The organism is Sinorhizobium numidicum (genome assembly GCF_029892045.1).
GTDB classification, from domain to species: Bacteria; Pseudomonadota; Alphaproteobacteria; order Rhizobiales; family Rhizobiaceae; genus Sinorhizobium; species Sinorhizobium numidicum.
Genome location: NZ_CP120368.1, coordinates 1,466,854 through 1,484,420 on the forward strand (window position 1 = coordinate 1,466,854; position 17,567 = coordinate 1,484,420).

General features: G+C 59.9%; 19 protein-coding genes and 1 tRNA gene. 7 read left to right on the top strand and 13 right to left on the bottom strand.

Going from position 1 to position 17,567, the window contains the following annotated elements:
• Window positions 1–25: 25 nt before the first annotated feature.
• A complete protein-coding gene (gene sugE / locus PYH37_RS18165; protein ID WP_280732851.1) occupies window positions 26–340 on the top strand; it encodes a quaternary ammonium compound efflux SMR transporter SugE in 315 nt (104 codons plus the stop codon).
• Window positions 341–400: 60 nt separating this feature from the next.
• On the opposite strand, the gene PYH37_RS18170 is transcribed toward sugE, so the two are convergent.
• From PYH37_RS18170 to lipB, 9 genes are all read right to left on the bottom strand, one after another.
• On the bottom strand, window positions 401–1,180 hold the full coding sequence (locus tag PYH37_RS18170) for an ATP12 family chaperone protein (protein ID WP_280732852.1): 780 nt from the start codon (window positions 1,178–1,180) through the stop codon (window positions 401–403).
• Window positions 1,173–1,838, bottom strand: a complete 666-nt coding sequence (locus PYH37_RS18175; RefSeq protein WP_280732853.1) for an HAD-IA family hydrolase — start codon at window positions 1,836–1,838, stop codon at window positions 1,173–1,175. The genes PYH37_RS18170 and PYH37_RS18175 overlap by 8 nt, the downstream gene beginning before the upstream one ends.
• Entirely contained in the window at window positions 1,835–2,830 is a 996-nt protein-coding gene (locus PYH37_RS18180) for an RluA family pseudouridine synthase (RefSeq protein WP_280732854.1), read from the bottom strand. Before PYH37_RS18180 ends, PYH37_RS18175 begins: the two co-directional genes overlap by 4 nt.
• Window positions 2,831–2,984: 154 nt before the next feature.
• Window positions 2,985–3,818, bottom strand: coding sequence for an S-formylglutathione hydrolase (gene fghA / locus PYH37_RS18185; protein ID WP_280732855.1), 834 nt, complete (start codon window positions 3,816–3,818; stop codon window positions 2,985–2,987).
• Entirely contained in the window at window positions 3,815–4,495 is a 681-nt protein-coding gene (locus PYH37_RS18190) for a DUF1345 domain-containing protein (RefSeq protein WP_280732856.1), read from the bottom strand. Before PYH37_RS18190 ends, fghA begins: the two co-directional genes overlap by 4 nt.
• 36 nt (window positions 4,496–4,531) lie before the next feature.
• The gene (locus tag PYH37_RS18195) at window positions 4,532–4,972 is read right to left on the bottom strand and encodes a YaiI/YqxD family protein (RefSeq protein ID WP_280736085.1); all 441 of its coding nucleotides are present in this window, start codon (window positions 4,970–4,972) and stop codon (window positions 4,532–4,534) included.
• An 82-nt stretch (window positions 4,973–5,054) separates the two neighbouring features.
• A complete protein-coding gene (locus PYH37_RS18200) occupies window positions 5,055–6,182 on the bottom strand; it encodes an S-(hydroxymethyl)glutathione dehydrogenase/class III alcohol dehydrogenase (protein ID WP_280732857.1) in 1,128 nt (375 codons plus the stop codon).
• Between the two features lie 194 nt (window positions 6,183–6,376).
• On the bottom strand, window positions 6,377–6,775 hold the full coding sequence (locus PYH37_RS18205; RefSeq protein WP_280732858.1) for a helix-turn-helix domain-containing protein: 399 nt from the start codon (window positions 6,773–6,775) through the stop codon (window positions 6,377–6,379).
• Between the two features lie 225 nt (window positions 6,776–7,000).
• Complete coding sequence (gene lipB / locus PYH37_RS18210) at window positions 7,001–7,720, bottom strand: lipoyl(octanoyl) transferase LipB (protein ID WP_342394675.1); 720 nt, start codon at window positions 7,718–7,720, stop codon at window positions 7,001–7,003.
• Between the two features lie 192 nt (window positions 7,721–7,912).
• Between lipB and PYH37_RS18215 the strand changes: the two genes are divergently transcribed.
• The 4 genes from PYH37_RS18215 to PYH37_RS18230 all read left to right on the top strand — a co-directional run bounded on the left by PYH37_RS18215 (window position 7,913) and on the right by PYH37_RS18230 (window position 13,444).
• Window positions 7,913–7,997, top strand: a tRNA-Leu gene (locus tag PYH37_RS18215).
• A gap of 597 nt (window positions 7,998–8,594) precedes the next feature.
• Window positions 8,595–10,544, top strand: a complete 1,950-nt coding sequence (locus PYH37_RS18220; RefSeq protein ID WP_280732859.1) for a PrkA family serine protein kinase — start codon at window positions 8,595–8,597, stop codon at window positions 10,542–10,544.
• Between the two features lie 24 nt (window positions 10,545–10,568).
• The gene (locus PYH37_RS18225) at window positions 10,569–11,885 is read left to right on the top strand and encodes a YeaH/YhbH family protein (RefSeq protein WP_280732860.1); all 1,317 of its coding nucleotides are present in this window, start codon (window positions 10,569–10,571) and stop codon (window positions 11,883–11,885) included.
• 11 nt (window positions 11,886–11,896) lie between these two features.
• Entirely contained in the window at window positions 11,897–13,444 is a 1,548-nt protein-coding gene (locus PYH37_RS18230) for a SpoVR family protein (RefSeq protein ID WP_280732861.1), read from the top strand.
• Between the two features lie 91 nt (window positions 13,445–13,535).
• On the opposite strand, the gene PYH37_RS18235 is transcribed toward PYH37_RS18230, so the two are convergent.
• From PYH37_RS18235 to PYH37_RS18245, 3 genes are all read right to left on the bottom strand, one after another.
• Window positions 13,536–13,907 carry a hypothetical protein gene (locus PYH37_RS18235; protein WP_280732862.1) on the bottom strand — a complete coding sequence of 124 codons (372 nt, stop codon included), beginning with the start codon at window positions 13,905–13,907 and terminating at the stop codon, window positions 13,536–13,538.
• Window positions 13,908–14,035: 128 nt separating this feature from the next.
• A complete protein-coding gene (locus tag PYH37_RS18240; RefSeq protein WP_280732863.1) occupies window positions 14,036–14,299 on the bottom strand; it encodes a hypothetical protein in 264 nt (87 codons plus the stop codon).
• Between the two features lie 62 nt (window positions 14,300–14,361).
• Entirely contained in the window at window positions 14,362–14,865 is a 504-nt protein-coding gene (locus PYH37_RS18245; RefSeq protein ID WP_280732864.1) for a peptide deformylase, read from the bottom strand.
• A gap of 285 nt (window positions 14,866–15,150) precedes the next feature.
• Between PYH37_RS18245 and mgtE the strand changes: the two genes are divergently transcribed.
• A complete protein-coding gene (mgtE, locus tag PYH37_RS18250) occupies window positions 15,151–16,572 on the top strand; it encodes a magnesium transporter (protein ID WP_280732865.1) in 1,422 nt (473 codons plus the stop codon).
• Window positions 16,573–16,641: 69 nt separating this feature from the next.
• Window positions 16,642–17,028, top strand: a complete 387-nt coding sequence (locus tag PYH37_RS18255; protein WP_280732866.1) for a MerR family transcriptional regulator — start codon at window positions 16,642–16,644, stop codon at window positions 17,026–17,028.
• A 65-nt stretch (window positions 17,029–17,093) separates the two neighbouring features.
• On the opposite strand, the gene PYH37_RS18260 is transcribed toward PYH37_RS18255, so the two are convergent.
• Complete coding sequence (locus tag PYH37_RS18260; protein ID WP_280732867.1) at window positions 17,094–17,567, bottom strand: methyltransferase family protein; 474 nt, start codon at window positions 17,565–17,567, stop codon at window positions 17,094–17,096.

Here is a 17,567-nt window from a genome sequence, read left to right on the forward strand (position 1 = left end):
CTCGCTCCAGACGAAGGAGCTTGAAATGGCCTGGATCACCCTTCTCATTGCCGGCATTCTCGAAATCGGTTGGGCAATCGGTCTCAAATATACGGATGGATTCACGCGCTTTATGCCGACGGTGCTAACCGTCGGCTCAATGGTCCTGAGTATTATGCTGCTCGGGATGGCCGTCCGTTCGCTGCCGCTCGGAACGGCCTACGCGGTGTGGACAGGCATCGGCACCGTTGGCACGGTCGTGCTCGGTATCGTCCTCTTCGGCGAGCCTGTGACTGCCGTGCGCCTCGGCTGCGTTGGCCTCATTGTCGCGGGTATTGGCGGCCTCAAGCTCATTGCCTGACGCGACGTCAGATACTTGCCCCTGCGACATGAACGCTATGACCCGCATGCCCGGCGGGCTTCAGCGCAGCGCCTCAAGGACGTTTGCCGCCGCCTGCATCTCCTGCCAGCGGTTTTCGCGGCGCCGGAAGGCCTCTTCGTCGGTTCCCCAATGTTCGATCTGCCAGTCTTCATCGACATGGGCGGCGGTCCAGGCCTCCTCTGCCGACAGACGTCCCATGGCACAGGCGAGCGCGAGCAGCGCGGACCCCGTCAGCGTCGTCAAGGTATGAAGGCAAGCGAGACCGAGCGGCGTCGCAAAGGCCCGCAGACCTTCGGCATAGGCCGAAATAGCCTCGCGGGGCTGCTCCTGGTGAATGACGCCCTCCGCGAGGATAAAACGGGCGCCGAGCGATTGAGCCGCCCAGTCGACAATCGGATTCCATGCGTCGTTCTGTCGGGCGACGAGCCCTTCAGGTCCGTCGGCTCGGTAGCAGATGAGATCGGTGCCGGCGAAGCGCAGAATGTCCTCGAACACGGCGCGAGGATCGGGGGCCACCCCGTCGATTGCGGTGTTGATGATCCGGGTAATCGGCATCGCCGCAGGATCGATGACATCAGCCTGCGCGTCCCATTCGGCCGCAAGGAGTTCGGCAAGCTTGGCGGTCGGGACCGCGAGCGGTTGCTTTGCCGGCGTGCGCACCGGCCGTCCGTCGAGGAGCACAGCGTGTCCGCCCGCAGCGGCGACGCTCACGTTCTTGTAGAAGCGCTTTGCCAGCGGCTTCAACATCTGAATCTGGGCGCGGCGCACCGGATCCTCGTCGCTCAGCGCCTGGTTCAATTCATCGCGAATATCAGGCATGATTGCGTTCCATCCACTCGATTATGTCTGCCGGCACGCGGGCAATATGATCCGCCCCGGCCTCGGTCAGCTCCCGCATGCTGGCATAACCCCAGGCAACACCGAGAGCATCCGCGCCGGCCGCCTTTGCCATCTGCATATCATAGATCGCGTCGCCGATGACGATCGTATCCTTCGGATCGACGCCCGCCTCTGCGCAGCATTCCATCACCATGGCCGGGTGCGGCTTCGAGGGGCAGTCGTCCGCCGTTCGCGAAACGAAGAAGATCTTATCGAAGCCGTGGGTTGCGGCTATATGTGTAAGCCCCTGACGAGATTTTCCAGTCACCGCTCCGATCAGCAGTTCGTCGCGAGCGGTAAGACTTTGCATCATTTCCGCGATGCCGGGAAACAGGAGTTCATGGAAGTCCTGCTCGCCCCGCACGGAGCCGAAGATTGCCTTATAATGGGCCGTCATCGCGGTTGCGCGGTTGTCGACATGATCCTGCCCGAGAAGACGGGCGATCGCGATGTCGAGCGTCAGCCCGATGATCGCTTTCGTCGCGTCGGAGGTCGGACGCGGTCGGTCGAAAGCCTCGAAGGTGCGCGCCATCACTTCATGGATCAGCCCGGCGCTGTCGACCAGCGTGCCGTCACAGTCGAAAAGAACCAACTTCATCGAGCTTCCTCGTCGGCGGCGTTTTCGTCGAAGCCGAGCAGGTTCCAGCTCTGCACCATGTGCGGGGGTAGGGGCGCGGTGACCTTCAAGCGTCCGCCGTTCGGATGCGGAATGTCGATGTGCCGGGCGTGCAGGTGCAGCCGGTTCTGCATGCCACCGGGGAAAGTCCAGTTGACATCCGCTTCGAAATATTTCGGATCGCCGATGATTGGATGGCCGATATGCGCGGCGTGAACGCGCAGCTGGTGCGTGCGGCCGGTATAGGGTTCCATTTCCAGCCAGGCGAGATTCTGACCGGCCTGTTCGACGATTCGGTAATAGGAAATGGCGTGGTCGGCGCCTTCATCGCCGTGCTTGGCGATGCGCATGCGGTCGCCATCCGGTGTCTGCTCCTTGACCAGCCAGGTGGAAATACGGTCTTCGCGCTTGCGCGGAACGCCCTTGACGAGCGCCCAATAGGTCTTCTTGGTGTCGCGCTCGCGGAATGCGGCCGTCAGCTGCTGCGCCGCACCACGCGTGCGGGCGATGACCAGCACGCCGGAAGTATCGCGGTCGAGCCGATGGACTAGGCGCGGCTTTTCGCCTTTCTGATTGGTCCAGGCTTCGAGCATCTTGTCGATGTGCCGGTTGACCCCCGAACCGCCCTGGACCGCGAGGCCGGCAGGTTTGTTGAGCACGATGACCTTCGCGTCCTCATGCAGCACCATCCGCGATAACAGTTCGCCGTCCGGCGAGTGACGGAGATCCCGGCCGCCGATCGGGCCGGATTTCGTATCCTTGGCATCGACGCCAAGCGGAGGAATGCGGATGGTCTGGCCAGGCTGTACGCGCGTATCGGATTTCGCGCGCGCGCCGTCCACGCGGATCTGGCCGGAGCGCAGCAGCTTCTGCAGCGGCCCAAAACCGAGCCCCGGAAAATGCACCTTGAACCAGCGGTCGAGGCGCATTCCTGCCTCGTCGCCGTCCACCTGCCTGTGTTCTATGCCTGCCATGTGCGCAATCCGCTTCTTGTTCTTGCTTCTTGTTCTTCAAGGGCTGGCTTTAGACCATTGCGCGCATCAGGGCCAGTCCGCTGAAGATTGCGAGCATCGAAAGAAGACGCTCGCTCCGTGAGGAAGCCCTCGCGCAAGACGCTCGGCCGCGATCTCAGCCGAGCCTCGCCGCGTGCCATTTCAGATGGTCGTCCATGAAAGTCGATATGAAGTAGTAGGAGTGGTCATAGCGCTCGTGCATTCGGAGCGTCAGCCCGATACCCGTTCCCTGGACAGCTTCCTCGAAGAGCCACGGGCGCAGGCCTTTATCGAGAAACCCGTCGGCCTCGCCCTGGTCGATCAGAAATTCCGGAAAGCGCGCGCCGTCCTTGACGAGCGCGCAGGCATCGTACTGGCGCCAAGCGGTCCGGTCCGTGCCGAGGTATTTTTCGTAGGCGCCGACGGACCAATCGGCGGTCGACGGTTCGACGATCGGAGCGAAGGCAGAGCAACTCCTGAAGCGGTCTGGATTTTTGAGCGCGATCGTCATGGCGCCGTGTCCGCCCATGGAATGGCCGAAGATGCCTTGGCGGCTCATGTCCACGCGAAAATGCTGGCTGACGAAGGCGGGCAGTTCCTCCGTGATATACGTATACATCCGGTAGTGTTCGGCCCAGGGCTCTTCCGTCGCATCGAGATAAAACCCAGCGCCTTTGCCCATCTGCCAGTTCGTCAACTCGTCCGGCACATCCGGCCCGCGCGGACTCGTATCGGGGCAAACGACGATGAGGCCGAGCTCCGAAGCCACGCGGCGATACTCGCCCTTCTCCATCACGTTCGCATGGGTGCAGGTGAGACCGGAGAGATACCAGAGAACCGGGCGAGGCTCCTTGATCGCCTGCGGCGGCACGTAGACGGCAAAGGTCATTTCGCCCTTGCAGGCTTTGGAGTCGTGGGCGAATACGCCTTGCATGCCGCCGAAGGCGGTATTCTGCGAGATTACTTTCATTGAGTGCTCCCTGGAACGGGTGGGACGCCGCCGGCGAGTTGTACCGCGGCGTTTACGGCGGCCGCGACGAGGACCGTGTTGAAGAAGAACGAGACGACCGCATGCGTCAGATTGAAACGCCGCATCGCCGTCGTGGTAATGGCGACATCGGAGGTCTGCGCGGTCATGCCGATGACGAAGGCGAAATAGAGAAAATCATGGCCGCCGGGCATGTCGGTCCCGGGAAACGCCAGTCCACGGGCTGCGGGATCGCTGCCATCATCATGACGGCCCGCAAGCCAGTAAAGATGGGCATAGTGCAATGCTGCCATGGTGTGAATCGTCGCCCATCCGAGCGTGACCGAGGCAAAGGTCAGGATCAGTTCGGGACCGCTCCCGCCACCCGCCCGGTTGAGCGCGAGAAAGAGCGCCACAAGCGAAACAGCGGCGACCGAAAGCGTCACGAGAAAGATGATCGGTTCCGGTTCGCCGGTGTCGCGGGCATTGGCCTTGAGATAGCTTCCGGTGAGGTTGGGAAGCCGGAATGTCGTTATCGAGAGATAAATGCAGAAGAAGAGGATGGCCGCGATCTCAATGGCCCAATCACGAAAAAACGGGACGCCGACCGGCAGGCTGAGAAAGGCGCCCGCGAGCGCAAAATAGAACGGCCAATGCCTCAGGCGTGTCTTGGAATTCATTTGCGTCTCGCGCTCACAGGCTGTCGCTTCCGATCGTCACCTTTTGATCTGACGGCAGAGCCGGTCAAGCGTTTCGAGAAAGGTTGAGCGGTCTCGGGCCGTGAAGGCAGGATTATAGCCCTTGCTTTCGCCCGTTTCCCGAAGGTGCGCGCCGAGGTCGCGCATCGCCGACGCCATGCCGATATTGGTCTTGTCGAAGACGCGGCCGGAGGGGCCAGTGACAAGAGCGCCCGCGGCGACACAGCGTGTGGCCAGCGGCACGTCGGCGGTGACCACGATATCGCCTTCGCCGGCGTGCTCGGCAATCCAGTTGTCCGCGGCGTCGAAACCCGCTGACACGATGACGTTGCGAACCATCGGGTCACGCGACGGGCGCAGTCCTGAATTGGCGACGAAGGTCACCTCGAAACCGTGGCGCTCTGCCACCTTCAGGATTTCCGCCTTTACCGGGCACGCATCAGCATCGACATAGATCATCATCGGCAATCAACTTCTCAACGGCACGGAAAAGCGCCGAAATTCAAACGATTCCGGCGCTTCCCTGATTTAAATCATGAGCTCAGTAGATCACGATGCTCCTGATGCTTTCGCCGGAATGCATCAGCTCGAAGCCCTTGTTGATGTCCTCGAGCGGCATCGTATGGGTGATCATCGGATCGATCTCGATCTTGCCTTCCATGTACCAGTCGACGATCTTCGGCACATCGGTGCGGCCGCGCGCGCCGCCGAAGGCGGTGCCCATCCAGGAGCGGCCGGTGACCAGTTGGAACGGCCGCGTCGAAATCTCCTGGCCGGCACCGGCAACGCCGATGACCACCGACTTGCCCCAGCCGCGATGGCTGGCCTCCAGCGCCTGGCGCATCACCTTGGTGTTGCCGGTGCAGTCGAAGGTGTAGTCGGCACCGCCGATCTGGTCGGCGCCGCGCTTCGTCAGGTTGACGAGATAGGGGACGATGTCGTCGCCGACCTCCTTCGGATTGACGAAATGGGTCATGCCGAACTTTTCGCCCCATTCCTTCTTGTCGTTGTTGAGGTCGACGCCGATGATCATGTCGGCACCGGCAAGCCTCAAGCCTTGAATGACGTTGAGGCCGATGCCGCCGAGCCCGAAGACGATGGCGGTCGCGCCGATCTCCACCTTGGCGGTGTTGATCACCGCGCCGATGCCGGTGGTGACGCCGCAGCCGATGTAGCAGATCTTGTCGAACGGGGCGTCGGGATTGACCTTGGCGACGGCGATCTCCGGCAGCACGGTGAAATTGGCAAAGGTCGAGCAGCCCATATAGTGGTGGATCTTGTCGCCACCGATCGAGAAGCGCGAGGTGCCGTCCGGCATCAGCCCTTGCCCTTGCGTGGCGCGGATGGCGGTGCAGAGATTGGTCTTTCGGCTGAGGCACGAGGGGCAGGCGCGGCATTCCGGCGTATAGAGCGGAATGACATGGTCGCCCTTCTTCACCGAGGTGACGCCGGGGCCGACATCGACGACGATGCCGGCGCCCTCATGGCCGAGGATCGCCGGAAACAGCCCTTCCGGATCGGCACCGGACAGGGTGAAGTCGTCGGTGTGGCAGATGCCGGTCGCCTTCACCTCGACCAGCACCTCGCCGGCCCGCGGTCCCTCGAGCTGTACCGTCATCACTTCCAGCGGCTTGCCGGCCTGAACGGCCACGGCGGCACGAACGTCCATGTCTCGTCTCCCTTGATTTGCAAATGGTTGGCGCTGCGATCGTCCATACAACGGCAATCGACATGCGTAACTGAAATTTAGAGCGGGATGGAAAAAATGTGCGGTCTTTCGCCCCATCCCGCTCTAGCTTATTAGGAATCGATCACGTTTATGATTTCGGGTCATTCGACCCCAAATCATCATGATCCAGTTAACTAACGAATATCGTGTTGCCCGCGCTCGAGCTCCGTCTCGAGCGCGGCAATGGCTTCGCCGGTCTGCTCATGCAGTTTCTTAACCAGGTCGAGCTGATCGCGAAGCGCATCCTTCGATCTTCCGGCGGGTTTATCGTCTGGTGCGCGGCCGATCCCGGCGATCAGCCAAGCGGGGGTCACGCCGAGTACGCCGGCAAGCATGAATAGCCGGTTTGTCCGCGGCTCGGCGCGGTCGCGTTCCCAGGCGGCGACGGTTTCGCTGCGTACACCGAGCTGGTTAGCGAGATCTCTGGTCGAAAGGTTCGCCGCGTCTCGCGCTCTCCAGATGCGTCCTCCGAGCGTATCGCCGTCTCCGACTTCGCGCAGGCGCGCCATCGTGGTTTCGGTGGATAAGCGCATGGATTTCTCCTTTGGCACTGTTACGTTCAAAGGGCCCGGACGGCGGCGGAAGCGTTTTTTTGACTTCGCGATTGCGGGCTAGGAGCGGTGAGCTTATAGGCATTCTCGCGCCGATCGACCACCCCGAAGCGTCAAAAACACCGCCAAATGCGGCTGAGCGCGTTTCGGTTCTCAAGAGCGAGCTTCATGTCGCACCCGGATCTGGCGCTTTCCTGCGAAGGAGTTTCACTCGTTCTCCGCGCGCGTCGGGCCGAAAACGCTTTCGAACGCTTCTCTGATGCGGATATCGACGTCAGGCATCATCACCGGCAGACCGAGGTCGACGAGACTGGTGACCCCGTAGCCGCGAATGCCACAGGGTACGATCCCCCCGAAATGATCGAGGTCCGGATCGACGTTTAAAGAGAAGCCGTGGAAACTCACCCACTTGCGCAGCCGGATACCAATGGCAGCGACCTTGTCCTCGGCGCTGGAGCCGTCCATGAGTGGCGGCTTCTCCGGGCGGCGCACCCAGACGCCGACCCGGTCTTCCCGGCGCTCCCCTTTGATGTTCATCGAATCGAGGGTGGCGATGATGACGCTTTCAAGGGCGGCGACGAAAGCGCGAACGTCCTGCCGGCGTCGCTTCAGGTCGAGCATCACGTAGACGACCCGCTGCCCGGGACCATGATAGGTGTATTCGCCGCCTCGGCCTGTCGCAAACACCGGGAAGCGATCGGGCATCACGAGGTCGGCGGCATCGGCGCTGGTTCCAGCCGTGTAAAGCGGCGGGTGCTCGACCAGCCAGACGAGTTCATCGGCGGCGCCGGCGGCAATTGCCGCGGCTTCCCGTTCCATTGTCTCGACCGCCTCGGGATAATCGACGAGGGCAGCGGCGATACGCCAGCGCACCGGCGGCGATTGCGGCGGCGCAAACATGTGCGAACTGAGATTTTCACGCTGCATGGGGGCCTGCATTGGTGATTTTCCGGCTTGTACATGGGATGGCTCGGGGCAAGAGTCCAGCGTTTCCGGCGCTTCGCGAATGCGCTGTCGAAATAGTTTCTGTTCTCGTCAAATTTCTGTCGTCATGCCCTTGTGCACCCCAAATGCTTTTGCTACATGCAGCCCGCCGACGCAATCGGCACCTACCACGATGCGGTCGTGGCGGAATTGGTAGACGCGCAGCGTTGAGGTCGCTGTGGGGCAACCCGTGGAAGTTCGAGTCTTCTCGACCGCACCATCAGAGAATGAAAAAGCCCCCGTAACCGAGTGGTTCTACGGGGTTTTTTATTTCTAAATTTCCTCAGTGTCTTACGGGCTTGCAGGACATGCAGCGGGCTTCGCCGGTGCAGCATCGCTCTTAGCCGGGTTTGAGGGCTCCTCCGACCACCAGGCCCCGCCCGCCAGCGCTGCCGGAATTGCTGTTCGCTCTCATCAGGACTCCCATCAAGACCTTCACATGCGCGGTCGCGGTCACGAAGCCACCGTCCCTACACGATATTGTTGATAGCTAAATTCGTGGAATCGTAAAAAAAAAGTCGGCGAAAGGGCGGGGATTGGTTATGATTCCATTGTCATGACGGATTCGCGAGAAGCGGCCGGCATGACGGGCGACAGAGCGACGAGTGTCTTGCGGAGCGCGCCTCGTGAAATTGATGAGGCGCCGATCGGTCGGTCCGAAACTGATAAGCGGATGTTCGTCGTTAGCTGCTGCTTCGGCATTCGCTTCAGTGTCGGTTACGTGACGGAACTTTGAACTCAGGAAACCGTTCACCTGAAGCAAGAGCCGACAGGCAGCGATCCCGGTCAACCAAGCGGCCTGCCGCGGGAGAGCACGATGCAAAGGAGTGAATCTGACGTCTTCGACCTCTTTTCGGAGATTTATACGAGTGCAGCGCAAGAAGAGATAAGTCTACAGGAATATCTTCTCGCATGTCGCGACGACAAGAGCATGTACGCTACCGCGCAGGAGCGAATGGTAGACGCCATTGGAGAACCGACCCTCGTCGATACAAGCGCTGACGAGCGTCTCGGTCGAATCTTCGCCAACCGAACCATCAAGATCTACCCTGCCTTCTCGGATTTCTTCGGCATGGAGGACACGATCGAACGGATCGTGGGATACTTCCGCTATGCTGCTCAGGGGCTCGAGGAACGCAAGCAGATCCTTTATCTCTTGGGACCGGTCGGCGGTGGCAAGTCCTCGCTGGCCGAGCGCCTGAAGAAGCTGATGGAGCAGCGTCCCATCTACACGCTGATGGTTGATGGCAAGATCAGCCCGGTATTCGAATCTCCGCTCGGCCTGTTCCATCCTGAGCGCATGGCCGATCTTCTGGAAGATAAATACGGTATTGCCCGGCGGAGACTGACGGGCCTGATATCGCCCTGGGCCGCCAAGCGGCTCGATGAGGTCGGTGGCGACATATCGAAATTCAGCGTCGTCAAGCTGATGCCCTCTCGGCTGCGCCAGATTGGCATTGCCAAGACAGAGCCGGGCGACGAAAACAACCAGGACGTCTCCTCGCTCGTCGGCAAGGTCGACATCCGTCAGCTCGAGAACTACAGCCAGGCCGATCCCGACGCCTATTCCTATAGCGGTGGTTTGAACCGCACGACACAGGGTCTGCTCGAATTCGTCGAGATGTTCAAGGCGCCAATCAAGGTCCTGCACCCGCTTCTGACTGCGACCCAGGAAGGCAGCTACAACGGCACGGAAAACTTCGGTGCGTTTCCGTATCAGGGCACCATCCTGGCCCATTCCAACGAATCGGAATGGCTTCAATTCAAGAACAACCGGAACAATGAGGCGTTTCTCGACCGTATCCTGGTGGTCAAGGTTCCCTATTGCCTGCGGGTCACCGAGGAGAAGATGATCTATGAGAAACTTCTTCGCGAGAGCGAACTGGTCCATAATCCTTGCGCGCCGGAAGTGCTGGAGAACCTGAGTCGCTTTACCGTCTCCACCAGGCTCGTTCCGCACGAGAATTCGCCTCTCTATACGAAGATGCGGGTCTATGACGGCGAGAACCTCAAGGACGTCGACCCGAAGGCGCGCTCGGTGCAGGAATATCGCGACGTCGCCGGCGTTGACGAGGGCATGACCGGCGTCAGCACGCGTTTTGCCTTCAAGGTCCTCTCCGAGACCTTCAACTATGACACCAAGGAGGTCGCCGCCGATCCGGTGCATCTCATGTATATTATGGAGCAGGCGATCAAACGGGAGCAGTTTCCAAAGGAGACGGAGGCAGCCTATCTCGACTTCATCAAATCGGAGCTCGCCACCCGTTATGCGGAATTCATCGGCCATGAAATCCAGAAAGCCTATCTGGAATCCTACAGCGAGTACGGCCAGAACCTGTTCGACCGCTACATCGCCTATGCCGATGCCTGGCTCGAGGATCAGGACTTCAAGGATCCCGATACTGGACAGATACTCAACCGGAAAATCCTCGACAGTGAACTGTCGCAGATCGAGAAGCCGGCCGGCATCGCGAACCCGAAGGATTTCCGCAACGAAGTCGTCAAGTTCACGCTGCGCGCTCGCGCAAAGAACCATGGGCGCAACCCGTCCTGGACGAGCTATGAAAAGCTTCGGGAAGTGATTGAAAAGCGCATGTTCGGTCAGGTCGAGGATCTGTTGCCGGTGATCAGTTTCGGTTCCAAAAAGGACAGCGCCACCGAGAAACAGCATGTCGAATTCGTCCAACGCATGAAGGAGCGTGGATACACTGAACGGCAGGTGCGGCGACTCGTGGACTGGTACATGCGCGTGAACAAGGCAGGTTAAGGATGCGAACGCAGGGGTTAGCTAATGCCGAATTTCATCGATCGCCGCCTTAACCCGAAGGACAAAAGCCTCGGCAACAGGCAGCGCTTCTTGAAACGGGCACGAGAGGAATTGAAACGGGCCATCAAGGAGCAGGTCAAATCGGGCAAGATTGCCGACGTCGACGCCGAACATAACGTGTCCATGCCCGCCCGTGGTGTCAGCGAGCCGACCTTTCAACCAGCCAGCAACAGTGGTGAAAGAAAGCATGTCCTTCCCGGCAACCGCGAGTTTGCGCCGGGTGACCGCATCCCCAAACAGGGTTCCGGTGGCGGTGCCGGGAGGTCGGGTGCCGGAACTGGTCGGAGCGAGGACGAATTTCAATTCGTCCTGTCACGCGAGGAGGTGCTCGATCTCTTCTTCGAGGACCTGGAACTTCCGGACATGGTAAAGCTCAACCTGAAGGAGTCCGTGGCCTTCAAGCGGCGCCGGGCAGGCTTCAGCGCTAGCGGGTCCCCGATGAACATCAATGTCGGGCGTACCATGCGCAACAGCTACGGTCGTCGCATCGCCCTGCGGCGACCGTCACGGCGGGAACTGGAGGCGATCTCCGACGAGATCGCCAAATTGGAGGCGAAACCGGACGCCGGTACGAAATACCAAAAACGCATCGACGAGCTGCGCGAGAAGCTGGAGAGGCTGGAACGCCGGCGTCGGCGCATTCCCTATGTCGATCCAGTCGATATTCGGTTCAATCGCTTCGAGCCCCAGCCGCTTCCGAATGCGAGCGCGGTGATGTTCTGCCTCATGGACGTCTCCGCCTCGATGGGCGAACGGGAGAAGGATCTCGCCAAGCGTTTTTTTGTGCTGCTGCATCTCTTCCTCAAGCGACGCTATGAGCGGATCGACATCGTCTTTATCCGCCATACGGATGAGGCGGGTGAGGTCGATGAGAACACTTTCTTCTACAGCAAGCAGAGCGGCGGTACGGTAGTTTCCACTGCACTGGAGGAGATGCTTCGCGTTATCCAGGAGCGTTATCCCGCACGGGAGTGGAACATCTATGCCGCCCAGGCCTCTGATGGGGAAAACATCTCCGGTGACTCGGAGGTTTGCGCTTCGCTTCTCAGTGACGAACTGATGCGGCTTTGCCAATATTATGCCTATGTTGAAATCATTGATGAACGCGAGACGGAGATTTTCGGCGCGACCGATAACGGGACGTCGCTCTGGCGCGCCTATCGCACCGTCGACAGCGAGTGGCCCAACTTCCAGATGACCCGGATTGCGAGGCCGGCGGATATCTATCCGGTTTTCCGGAAACTCTTCGGCAAGCATTCGACCATGCAATTGCGCAAGTGAAAGGCGACGGGATGGCACAGGCTCCGGCCTCAAACCTGCTGTTTCAGGGCTCTGACTGGAACTTCGAGACGCTGGCGCGCACCTACGATGCCATCGAAGAGATCGCGCTCAATGAACTCGGGCTCGATGTCTATCCCAACCAACTGGAGATTATCTCCTCCGAGCAGATGCTCGACGCCTATTCATCCGTCGGCATGCCGTTGATGTACCAGCACTGGTCGTTCGGCAAACGCTTCGTTTTTGAGGATCACTTCTATCGCAAAGGCCAGCGCGGTCTCGCCTATGAATTGGTCATCAATTCCAATCCCTGCATCACCTATCTGATGGAAGAAAATACCATGGCCTTGCAGGCCCTGGTGACCGCTCACGCGGCCTTCGGTCACAATCATTTTTTCAAGAACAACTACCTGTTCCAGCAGTGGACCGATGCCAGCGCCATCCTCAATTATATGGAGTTCGCCAAGAAATATATTGCCAAATGCGAGGAACGGTACGGGACGCCTGCGGTGGAATCCATTCTCGATTCCGCCCATGCGTTGATGGAACAGGGCGTCTTCAGATACAGGCGGCCGCCTCGGCTGTCGTCTGCAAAGGAACGGGAGAGGACGCGTGAGAGATTGGAATACGAGGAACAGACCTACAGCGACCTGTGGCGGACACTTCCGCCGACGACCGAAAGCAGCGATCCGACGGCAGTGGAACGCGACATCTCGGAGCGAAAGAAGGAACTGAACCTGCCCGAGGAGAATCTCCTCTATTTCCTGGAGAAAACCAGCCTCATCCTGGAGCCCTGGCAGCGTGAGATCCTGCGGATTGTCCGTGTCATCGCCCAGTATTTTTACCCGCAGCGACAGACAAAGGTGATGAATGAGGGATGCGCCACCTTCGTTCATTACACCATCATGAACAGGCTCTTCGATCAGGGCAAAATCAGCGAAGGCGCGATGCTGGAGGTTCTGCAGAGCCACACCAATGTCGTCTTCCAGCCAGGCTTCGACGATCCCAGGTTTCCGGGCATCAACCCTTATGCGCTGGGGTTTGCGATGATGCAGGATATCGAGCGCATCTGCACCAATCCGACATCGGAGGATCGCGACTGGTTTCCCGAGATCGCGGGCAGCGGCAAATGGCGCGAGACGCTGCTCGATGCCTGGGCAAACCATCGGGATGAATCCTTCATCCTCCAGTATCTGAGCCCGGCGCTGATACGCAAATTCAGGTTGTTCCTGCTGACGGACGAGGCGGATGAGAAATATTGCGAGGTCGCCTCGATCCACAATGAGCGCGGCTACGAGGCCATACGCACCGCCCTTGCGCGCAGCTATGATATCGGTGCGAACCAGCCGGACATCCAGGTGATGGATGTCGACCTCCTGGGCGATCGCCATCTCCGCCTTCAGCACAACGTGAAAAACGGGGTTCTTCTGGATGAAGACAACCGCGATGCCACGCTGAGTCACGTTCGTCACCTTTGGGGTTATGACGTCAGCCTGGAGGGCGTCGATGCCGAGAGCGGCGATACGCTCTACGAATGCACGACAGCGGAACTTTCGGAGTAAATGACCTCCTCGAGGGCTGGACACCAAAAATGCGGACCCTATCGGCCCGCATCTTGGTCAGCATTGCTCAGGAGTACCGCAGTTCGGCGGATCACTTCTCCGTGCCGTCGGGCGAAACCTGCTGCGATTCGCCGCCGGTGCCGGTTTGAGCGGTCGGATCTCTATCGGTCGGCGTTAGCGCCTGGCCGCCGGCCGGAGCGGGTTCATTGATGCTCCCCGTTTGCTCCGGCGAGGGACTCGGCTGAATTTGCTCTGTTTGGGTCGCCTGATCATTGTCGCTGCTTTCACCCCAGAGCTCCACGGCTCCCCATACGACAAGGGCAAGGAACAGCCCGGCCGTCAGCACTGCCAAAACGCGGACGCCAAGGGATCCCTGCCTCGCCTCTCGCGCGTCGAAGTTCTCTCTGTCCGCGTCATGCGTCGCAGAGGCTCGGTCGCCGCGCTCATCGAGATATTTGGCCATTGCATCGACTCCATTGATTGCCTCATTGGAGAACGAGAGTGAGCACGCAATGTTCCGGGATATGCCGCCTCCGGGTCTCTCGACGATAACCGGTCAGTTGCCCGGAGCGGTTCTGCAGCAGCTGAAGGCTAGCCCGGGGGCCAGGTGTCGGCGATGCTGCGGCGAACGAGCTTGTAGGAGTGATCAGGCTGAACCTCATAGGTCTCGTAGACCATGGTACCCTGATGCAAGAAGCGGTTTTGTATCATCGTGCCCGGGTCTGCTTGTGTCCTTCGAGAAGCAGCCTTCTCGCCGTAGGTAAGGCTGCCGGGAAGAGGCTCGAGATCGGGCGAGGCGGCCGTGCAGCCAGCCAGAGCAATCGTACAGAAGAGTGTCAGGCGCAGGACGTTCATGAATAGATCCTCGATTAACTTTTAAATTGGAGGCTGCGGCCTATGATATGGTTTGCGCCGGATTACCGATACTCTCTGGTCGATTTTTCGAACCGCTTCACTGCCCGCTCGCGCTTCAGTCTCGACAGCCGCTGAAGCCAGAAGATCCCGCGAAGCTGATCGATCTCGTGCTGAAGACAGACCGCCATCAGCCCGTCGGCCTCTTCCTCGCGCACTTCGCCCGACATCGCCTGGTAGCGCACGCGCACCCTGTCTGGCCGCTCGACCTCTTCGGAAATGCCGGGCATTGAGACGCTGCCCTCGCTATGGCGCGCGGTCTCGCTCGAATACCAGACGATCTCCGGATTGATGAAGACGCGTGCTTCCGCGTGGCGATCGAACTCGATTACCGTGACCCGCTGCAGAATGCCGATGTGAGGGGCCGTGATGCCGATCCCCGGAGCTGCCCGCATCGTATCAAGCAGATCGTCGGCAAGCCGGCGAAGGTCCTCATCGAATCTGCTGACCATTGCTGCCGCCGTGTTCAGCAGCGGGTTTGGAAACCGAATGATGGGGCGGACCGCCATGCAACAACTCTCTCTCTGAACGGTTGTTCTACCGTCTTGCCGCGATTCCGGCCAGCCGCTCTTGTCTCAGTTGTTTCATATGCGTTTGCAACAGCTTGGATAAAGCGCCATAGGTTCGATATTGACGCCGTCTCGGCTGTGGACCTTCTTGGAGCTTTGCGCTAGCAGGGCAATAGCCCACCGCCCGCTGAGGATGGTGGGGACAAGCCGGCCATTACCCCTCGCTTTCCCGGCCTTCGACAGAAGCTTGATCCGGGCGGCGGTATTCTTTTCGAGGACGGGTCCATGAGCAGTACGGGCGACGACGACCGCGGTTCCGATGAAATCACCGCCTATGACGGTTCGGATATCTACGCCGACGACGGTTCGGTGCGCTCCGACTTCTTGATGCATGTCGGTGCCGCGATCGCGGACCGCGATACGATCTATCTGCGCCAGCATGTCGCCCGCCTTCACGCCTCGGAACTCGGCGACCTTCTCGAGGCGATCCAGCCGGAGCAGCGCTTGGCGCTCGTTTCGCTGCTTGGAAAGGAGTTCGACCTTTCGGCTCTGACCGAGGTCGACGAGGCGATCCGCCTCGACATCGTCGAGCATCTGCCGAACGAGCAGATCGCCGAGGCACTTGGCGAAATGGATTCCGATGACGCGGTCTACATTCTCGAGGATCTCGATCAGGAAGATCAGGAAGAGATCCTCGCCAAGCTGCCGTTTACAGAGCGTGTTCGTCTTCGCCGCTCGCTCGATTATCCGGAAAGCACCGCCGGTCGGCGTATGCAGACCGAGTTCGTGGCCGTTCCGCCATTCTGGACCGTCGGTCAGACGATCGATTACATGCGCGAGGACGAGGATCTTCCCGATAGCTTTACGCAGATCTTCGTGATCGATCCGACCTTCAGGCTCCTCGGCACCGTCGATCTCGACCGGGTGTTGCGGGCAAAGCGCTCGGTCAAGATCGATGCGATCATGCGTGATACAAGCCATGCGATTCCGGCGGAGATGGACCAGGAAGAGGCGGCCCAGCTTTTCGAGCAGTACGACCTGCTATCCGCCGCCGTCGTTGACGACAATGGCCGTCTGGTCGGCGTACTGACGATCGACGACGTCGTGGACGTGATTCAGGAAGAGGCCGAGGAGGACCTGCTGCGCCTGAGTGGCGTCGGTGACGAGGAATTGTCCGACTCCGTTGCAGAGGCCTCGCGCTCGCGCGTGCCGTGGCTGTTCGTCAATTCGATGACGGCCTGTATCTCGGCCTCGGTGATCGGGCTCTTCGATGCCACCATCCAGCAGATCGTTGCACTCGCCATCCTGATGCCGATCGTCGCGGGCATGGGCGGCAATGCCGGCTCGCAGACCATGACCGTCACGGTTCGGGCGCTTGCGACCCGTGGCCTCGACATTCACAATGCTCCGAGGATCATTCGGCGCGAAGCGGGTGTCGGGCTGCTGAACGGCATAATCTTCGGGACACTCATCGGCCTCGTCGCCGGTCTCTGGTTTCAGGACCCCAACATCGGCGGCATCATCGCGACGGCAATGCTGATCAACATGATGGCGGCCGCACTCGCAGGCATCCTGATTCCGCTGCTCCTGGAGAAATCCGGCGCCGACCCGGCCGTTTCTTCGGCGGTCTTCGTCACGGCCATCACGGATGTAACCGGCTTCTTCACCTTCCTGGGCATTGCCACCTGGTGGTTTCACATCACGTGAAAGCGGTCTGTTTGACTTTTACGTCAAAGTCAACAATAGTGACCGCGTGTAATTTGATGGAATGGCGGCGTGGACAAGTACTATAGCATCACCGAGCTGACGCGGGAATTCGGCATCTCGACCCGCACGCTGCGCTTCTACGAGGACGAAGGCCTCATCCATCCGGAGCGTCGCGGCCGCACGCGCCTGTTTCGGCCGGCCGACCGGCACCTCATCAAAGAAATCCTGCGTGGCCGCCGCATCGGTTTCACGATTGCCGAAATCCGCGAGATCATTCAGGTCTACAAGGACCCGCCGGGCGAAATGGGCCAGCTGCAGCTTCTGATGAAGCGCGTCGAAGAGAAGCGCGAGGAATTGCGGCAGAAGCGCAAGGATATAGAGGATACACTCGCCGAGCTCGACAATGTCGAAGAGGCGTGCCTGACGCGCCTGGCGGAGATTGGCGTCGGCACCTAGCCCCAGCTCACTTGCAGATTTCCTTCGGAAGGGCGGCCTTGTGGCGGCTTTTCTTTCAGGAAGGGTCAGATCCACCGCGTGGTGTGGCGGCAATATATTTCAAATTCGAAGCCGAAGCGCGAGAGCAGATGCCGTTCCTCATTGCGGATGGCAAATAACGTCGTCACTGCGACAGCCGCAATTGCCATGATGAAGAACCAGGGATTGAGCATCATCAGTCCGAGGCCGATCATCAGCAGGGTGTAGCCGAGATAGATCGGATTGCGGGTGAAGCGAAACGGTCCGCACGTCACCAGGCACGTGGCGCACCGGTTCGGCAGGACGGCGGTGTGCCGGTCGAGCAATGTCTTCATAGCCCAAAGATCGAGCCACACCGCCAGCAGGATCAATCCGCCTCCTGTCAGCCATGGCATCCAGCTATGTCCATGCGATACCGGAATAGGGAAAAGGCGGCTCAAGACGAGGGCAAGCAGGACAGCCGCACCATAGAGCAGGGGCGGCCATGGAAAACTCAGCGGCTTGGCACGATAGGCATTCAT

Bases quoted from the DNA above. Each gene is read 5' to 3' on its own strand.
- sugE (WP_280732851.1), top strand. From the start codon at position 26: ATGGCCTGGATCACCCTTCTCATTGCCGGCATTCTCGAAATCGGTTGG.
- PYH37_RS18170 (WP_280732852.1), bottom strand. From the start codon at position 1,180: ATGCCTGATATTCGCGATGAATTGAACCAGGCGCTGAGCGACGAGGAT.
- PYH37_RS18175 (WP_280732853.1), bottom strand. From the start codon at position 1,838: ATGAAGTTGGTTCTTTTCGACTGTGACGGCACGCTGGTCGACAGCGCC.
- PYH37_RS18180 (WP_280732854.1), bottom strand. From the start codon at position 2,830: ATGGCAGGCATAGAACACAGGCAGGTGGACGGCGACGAGGCAGGAATG.
- fghA (WP_280732855.1), bottom strand. From the start codon at position 3,818: ATGAAAGTAATCTCGCAGAATACCGCCTTCGGCGGCATGCAAGGCGTA.
- PYH37_RS18190 (WP_280732856.1), bottom strand. From the start codon at position 4,495: ATGAATTCCAAGACACGCCTGAGGCATTGGCCGTTCTATTTTGCGCTC.
- PYH37_RS18195 (WP_280736085.1), bottom strand. From the start codon at position 4,972: ATGATCTATGTCGATGCTGATGCGTGCCCGGTAAAGGCGGAAATCCTG.
- PYH37_RS18200 (WP_280732857.1), bottom strand. From the start codon at position 6,182: ATGGACGTTCGTGCCGCCGTGGCCGTTCAGGCCGGCAAGCCGCTGGAA.
- PYH37_RS18205 (WP_280732858.1), bottom strand. From the start codon at position 6,775: ATGCGCTTATCCACCGAAACCACGATGGCGCGCCTGCGCGAAGTCGGA.
- lipB (WP_342394675.1), bottom strand. From the start codon at position 7,720: ATGCAGCGTGAAAATCTCAGTTCGCACATGTTTGCGCCGCCGCAATCG.
- PYH37_RS18220 (WP_280732859.1), top strand. From the start codon at position 8,595: ATGCAAAGGAGTGAATCTGACGTCTTCGACCTCTTTTCGGAGATTTAT.
- PYH37_RS18225 (WP_280732860.1), top strand. From the start codon at position 10,569: ATGCCGAATTTCATCGATCGCCGCCTTAACCCGAAGGACAAAAGCCTC.
- PYH37_RS18230 (WP_280732861.1), top strand. From the start codon at position 11,897: ATGGCACAGGCTCCGGCCTCAAACCTGCTGTTTCAGGGCTCTGACTGG.
- PYH37_RS18235 (WP_280732862.1), bottom strand. From the start codon at position 13,907: ATGGCCAAATATCTCGATGAGCGCGGCGACCGAGCCTCTGCGACGCAT.
- PYH37_RS18240 (WP_280732863.1), bottom strand. From the start codon at position 14,299: ATGAACGTCCTGCGCCTGACACTCTTCTGTACGATTGCTCTGGCTGGC.
- PYH37_RS18245 (WP_280732864.1), bottom strand. From the start codon at position 14,865: ATGGCGGTCCGCCCCATCATTCGGTTTCCAAACCCGCTGCTGAACACG.
- mgtE (WP_280732865.1), top strand. From the start codon at position 15,151: ATGAGCAGTACGGGCGACGACGACCGCGGTTCCGATGAAATCACCGCC.
- PYH37_RS18260 (WP_280732867.1), bottom strand. From the start codon at position 17,567: ATGAATGCCTATCGTGCCAAGCCGCTGAGTTTTCCATGGCCGCCCCTG.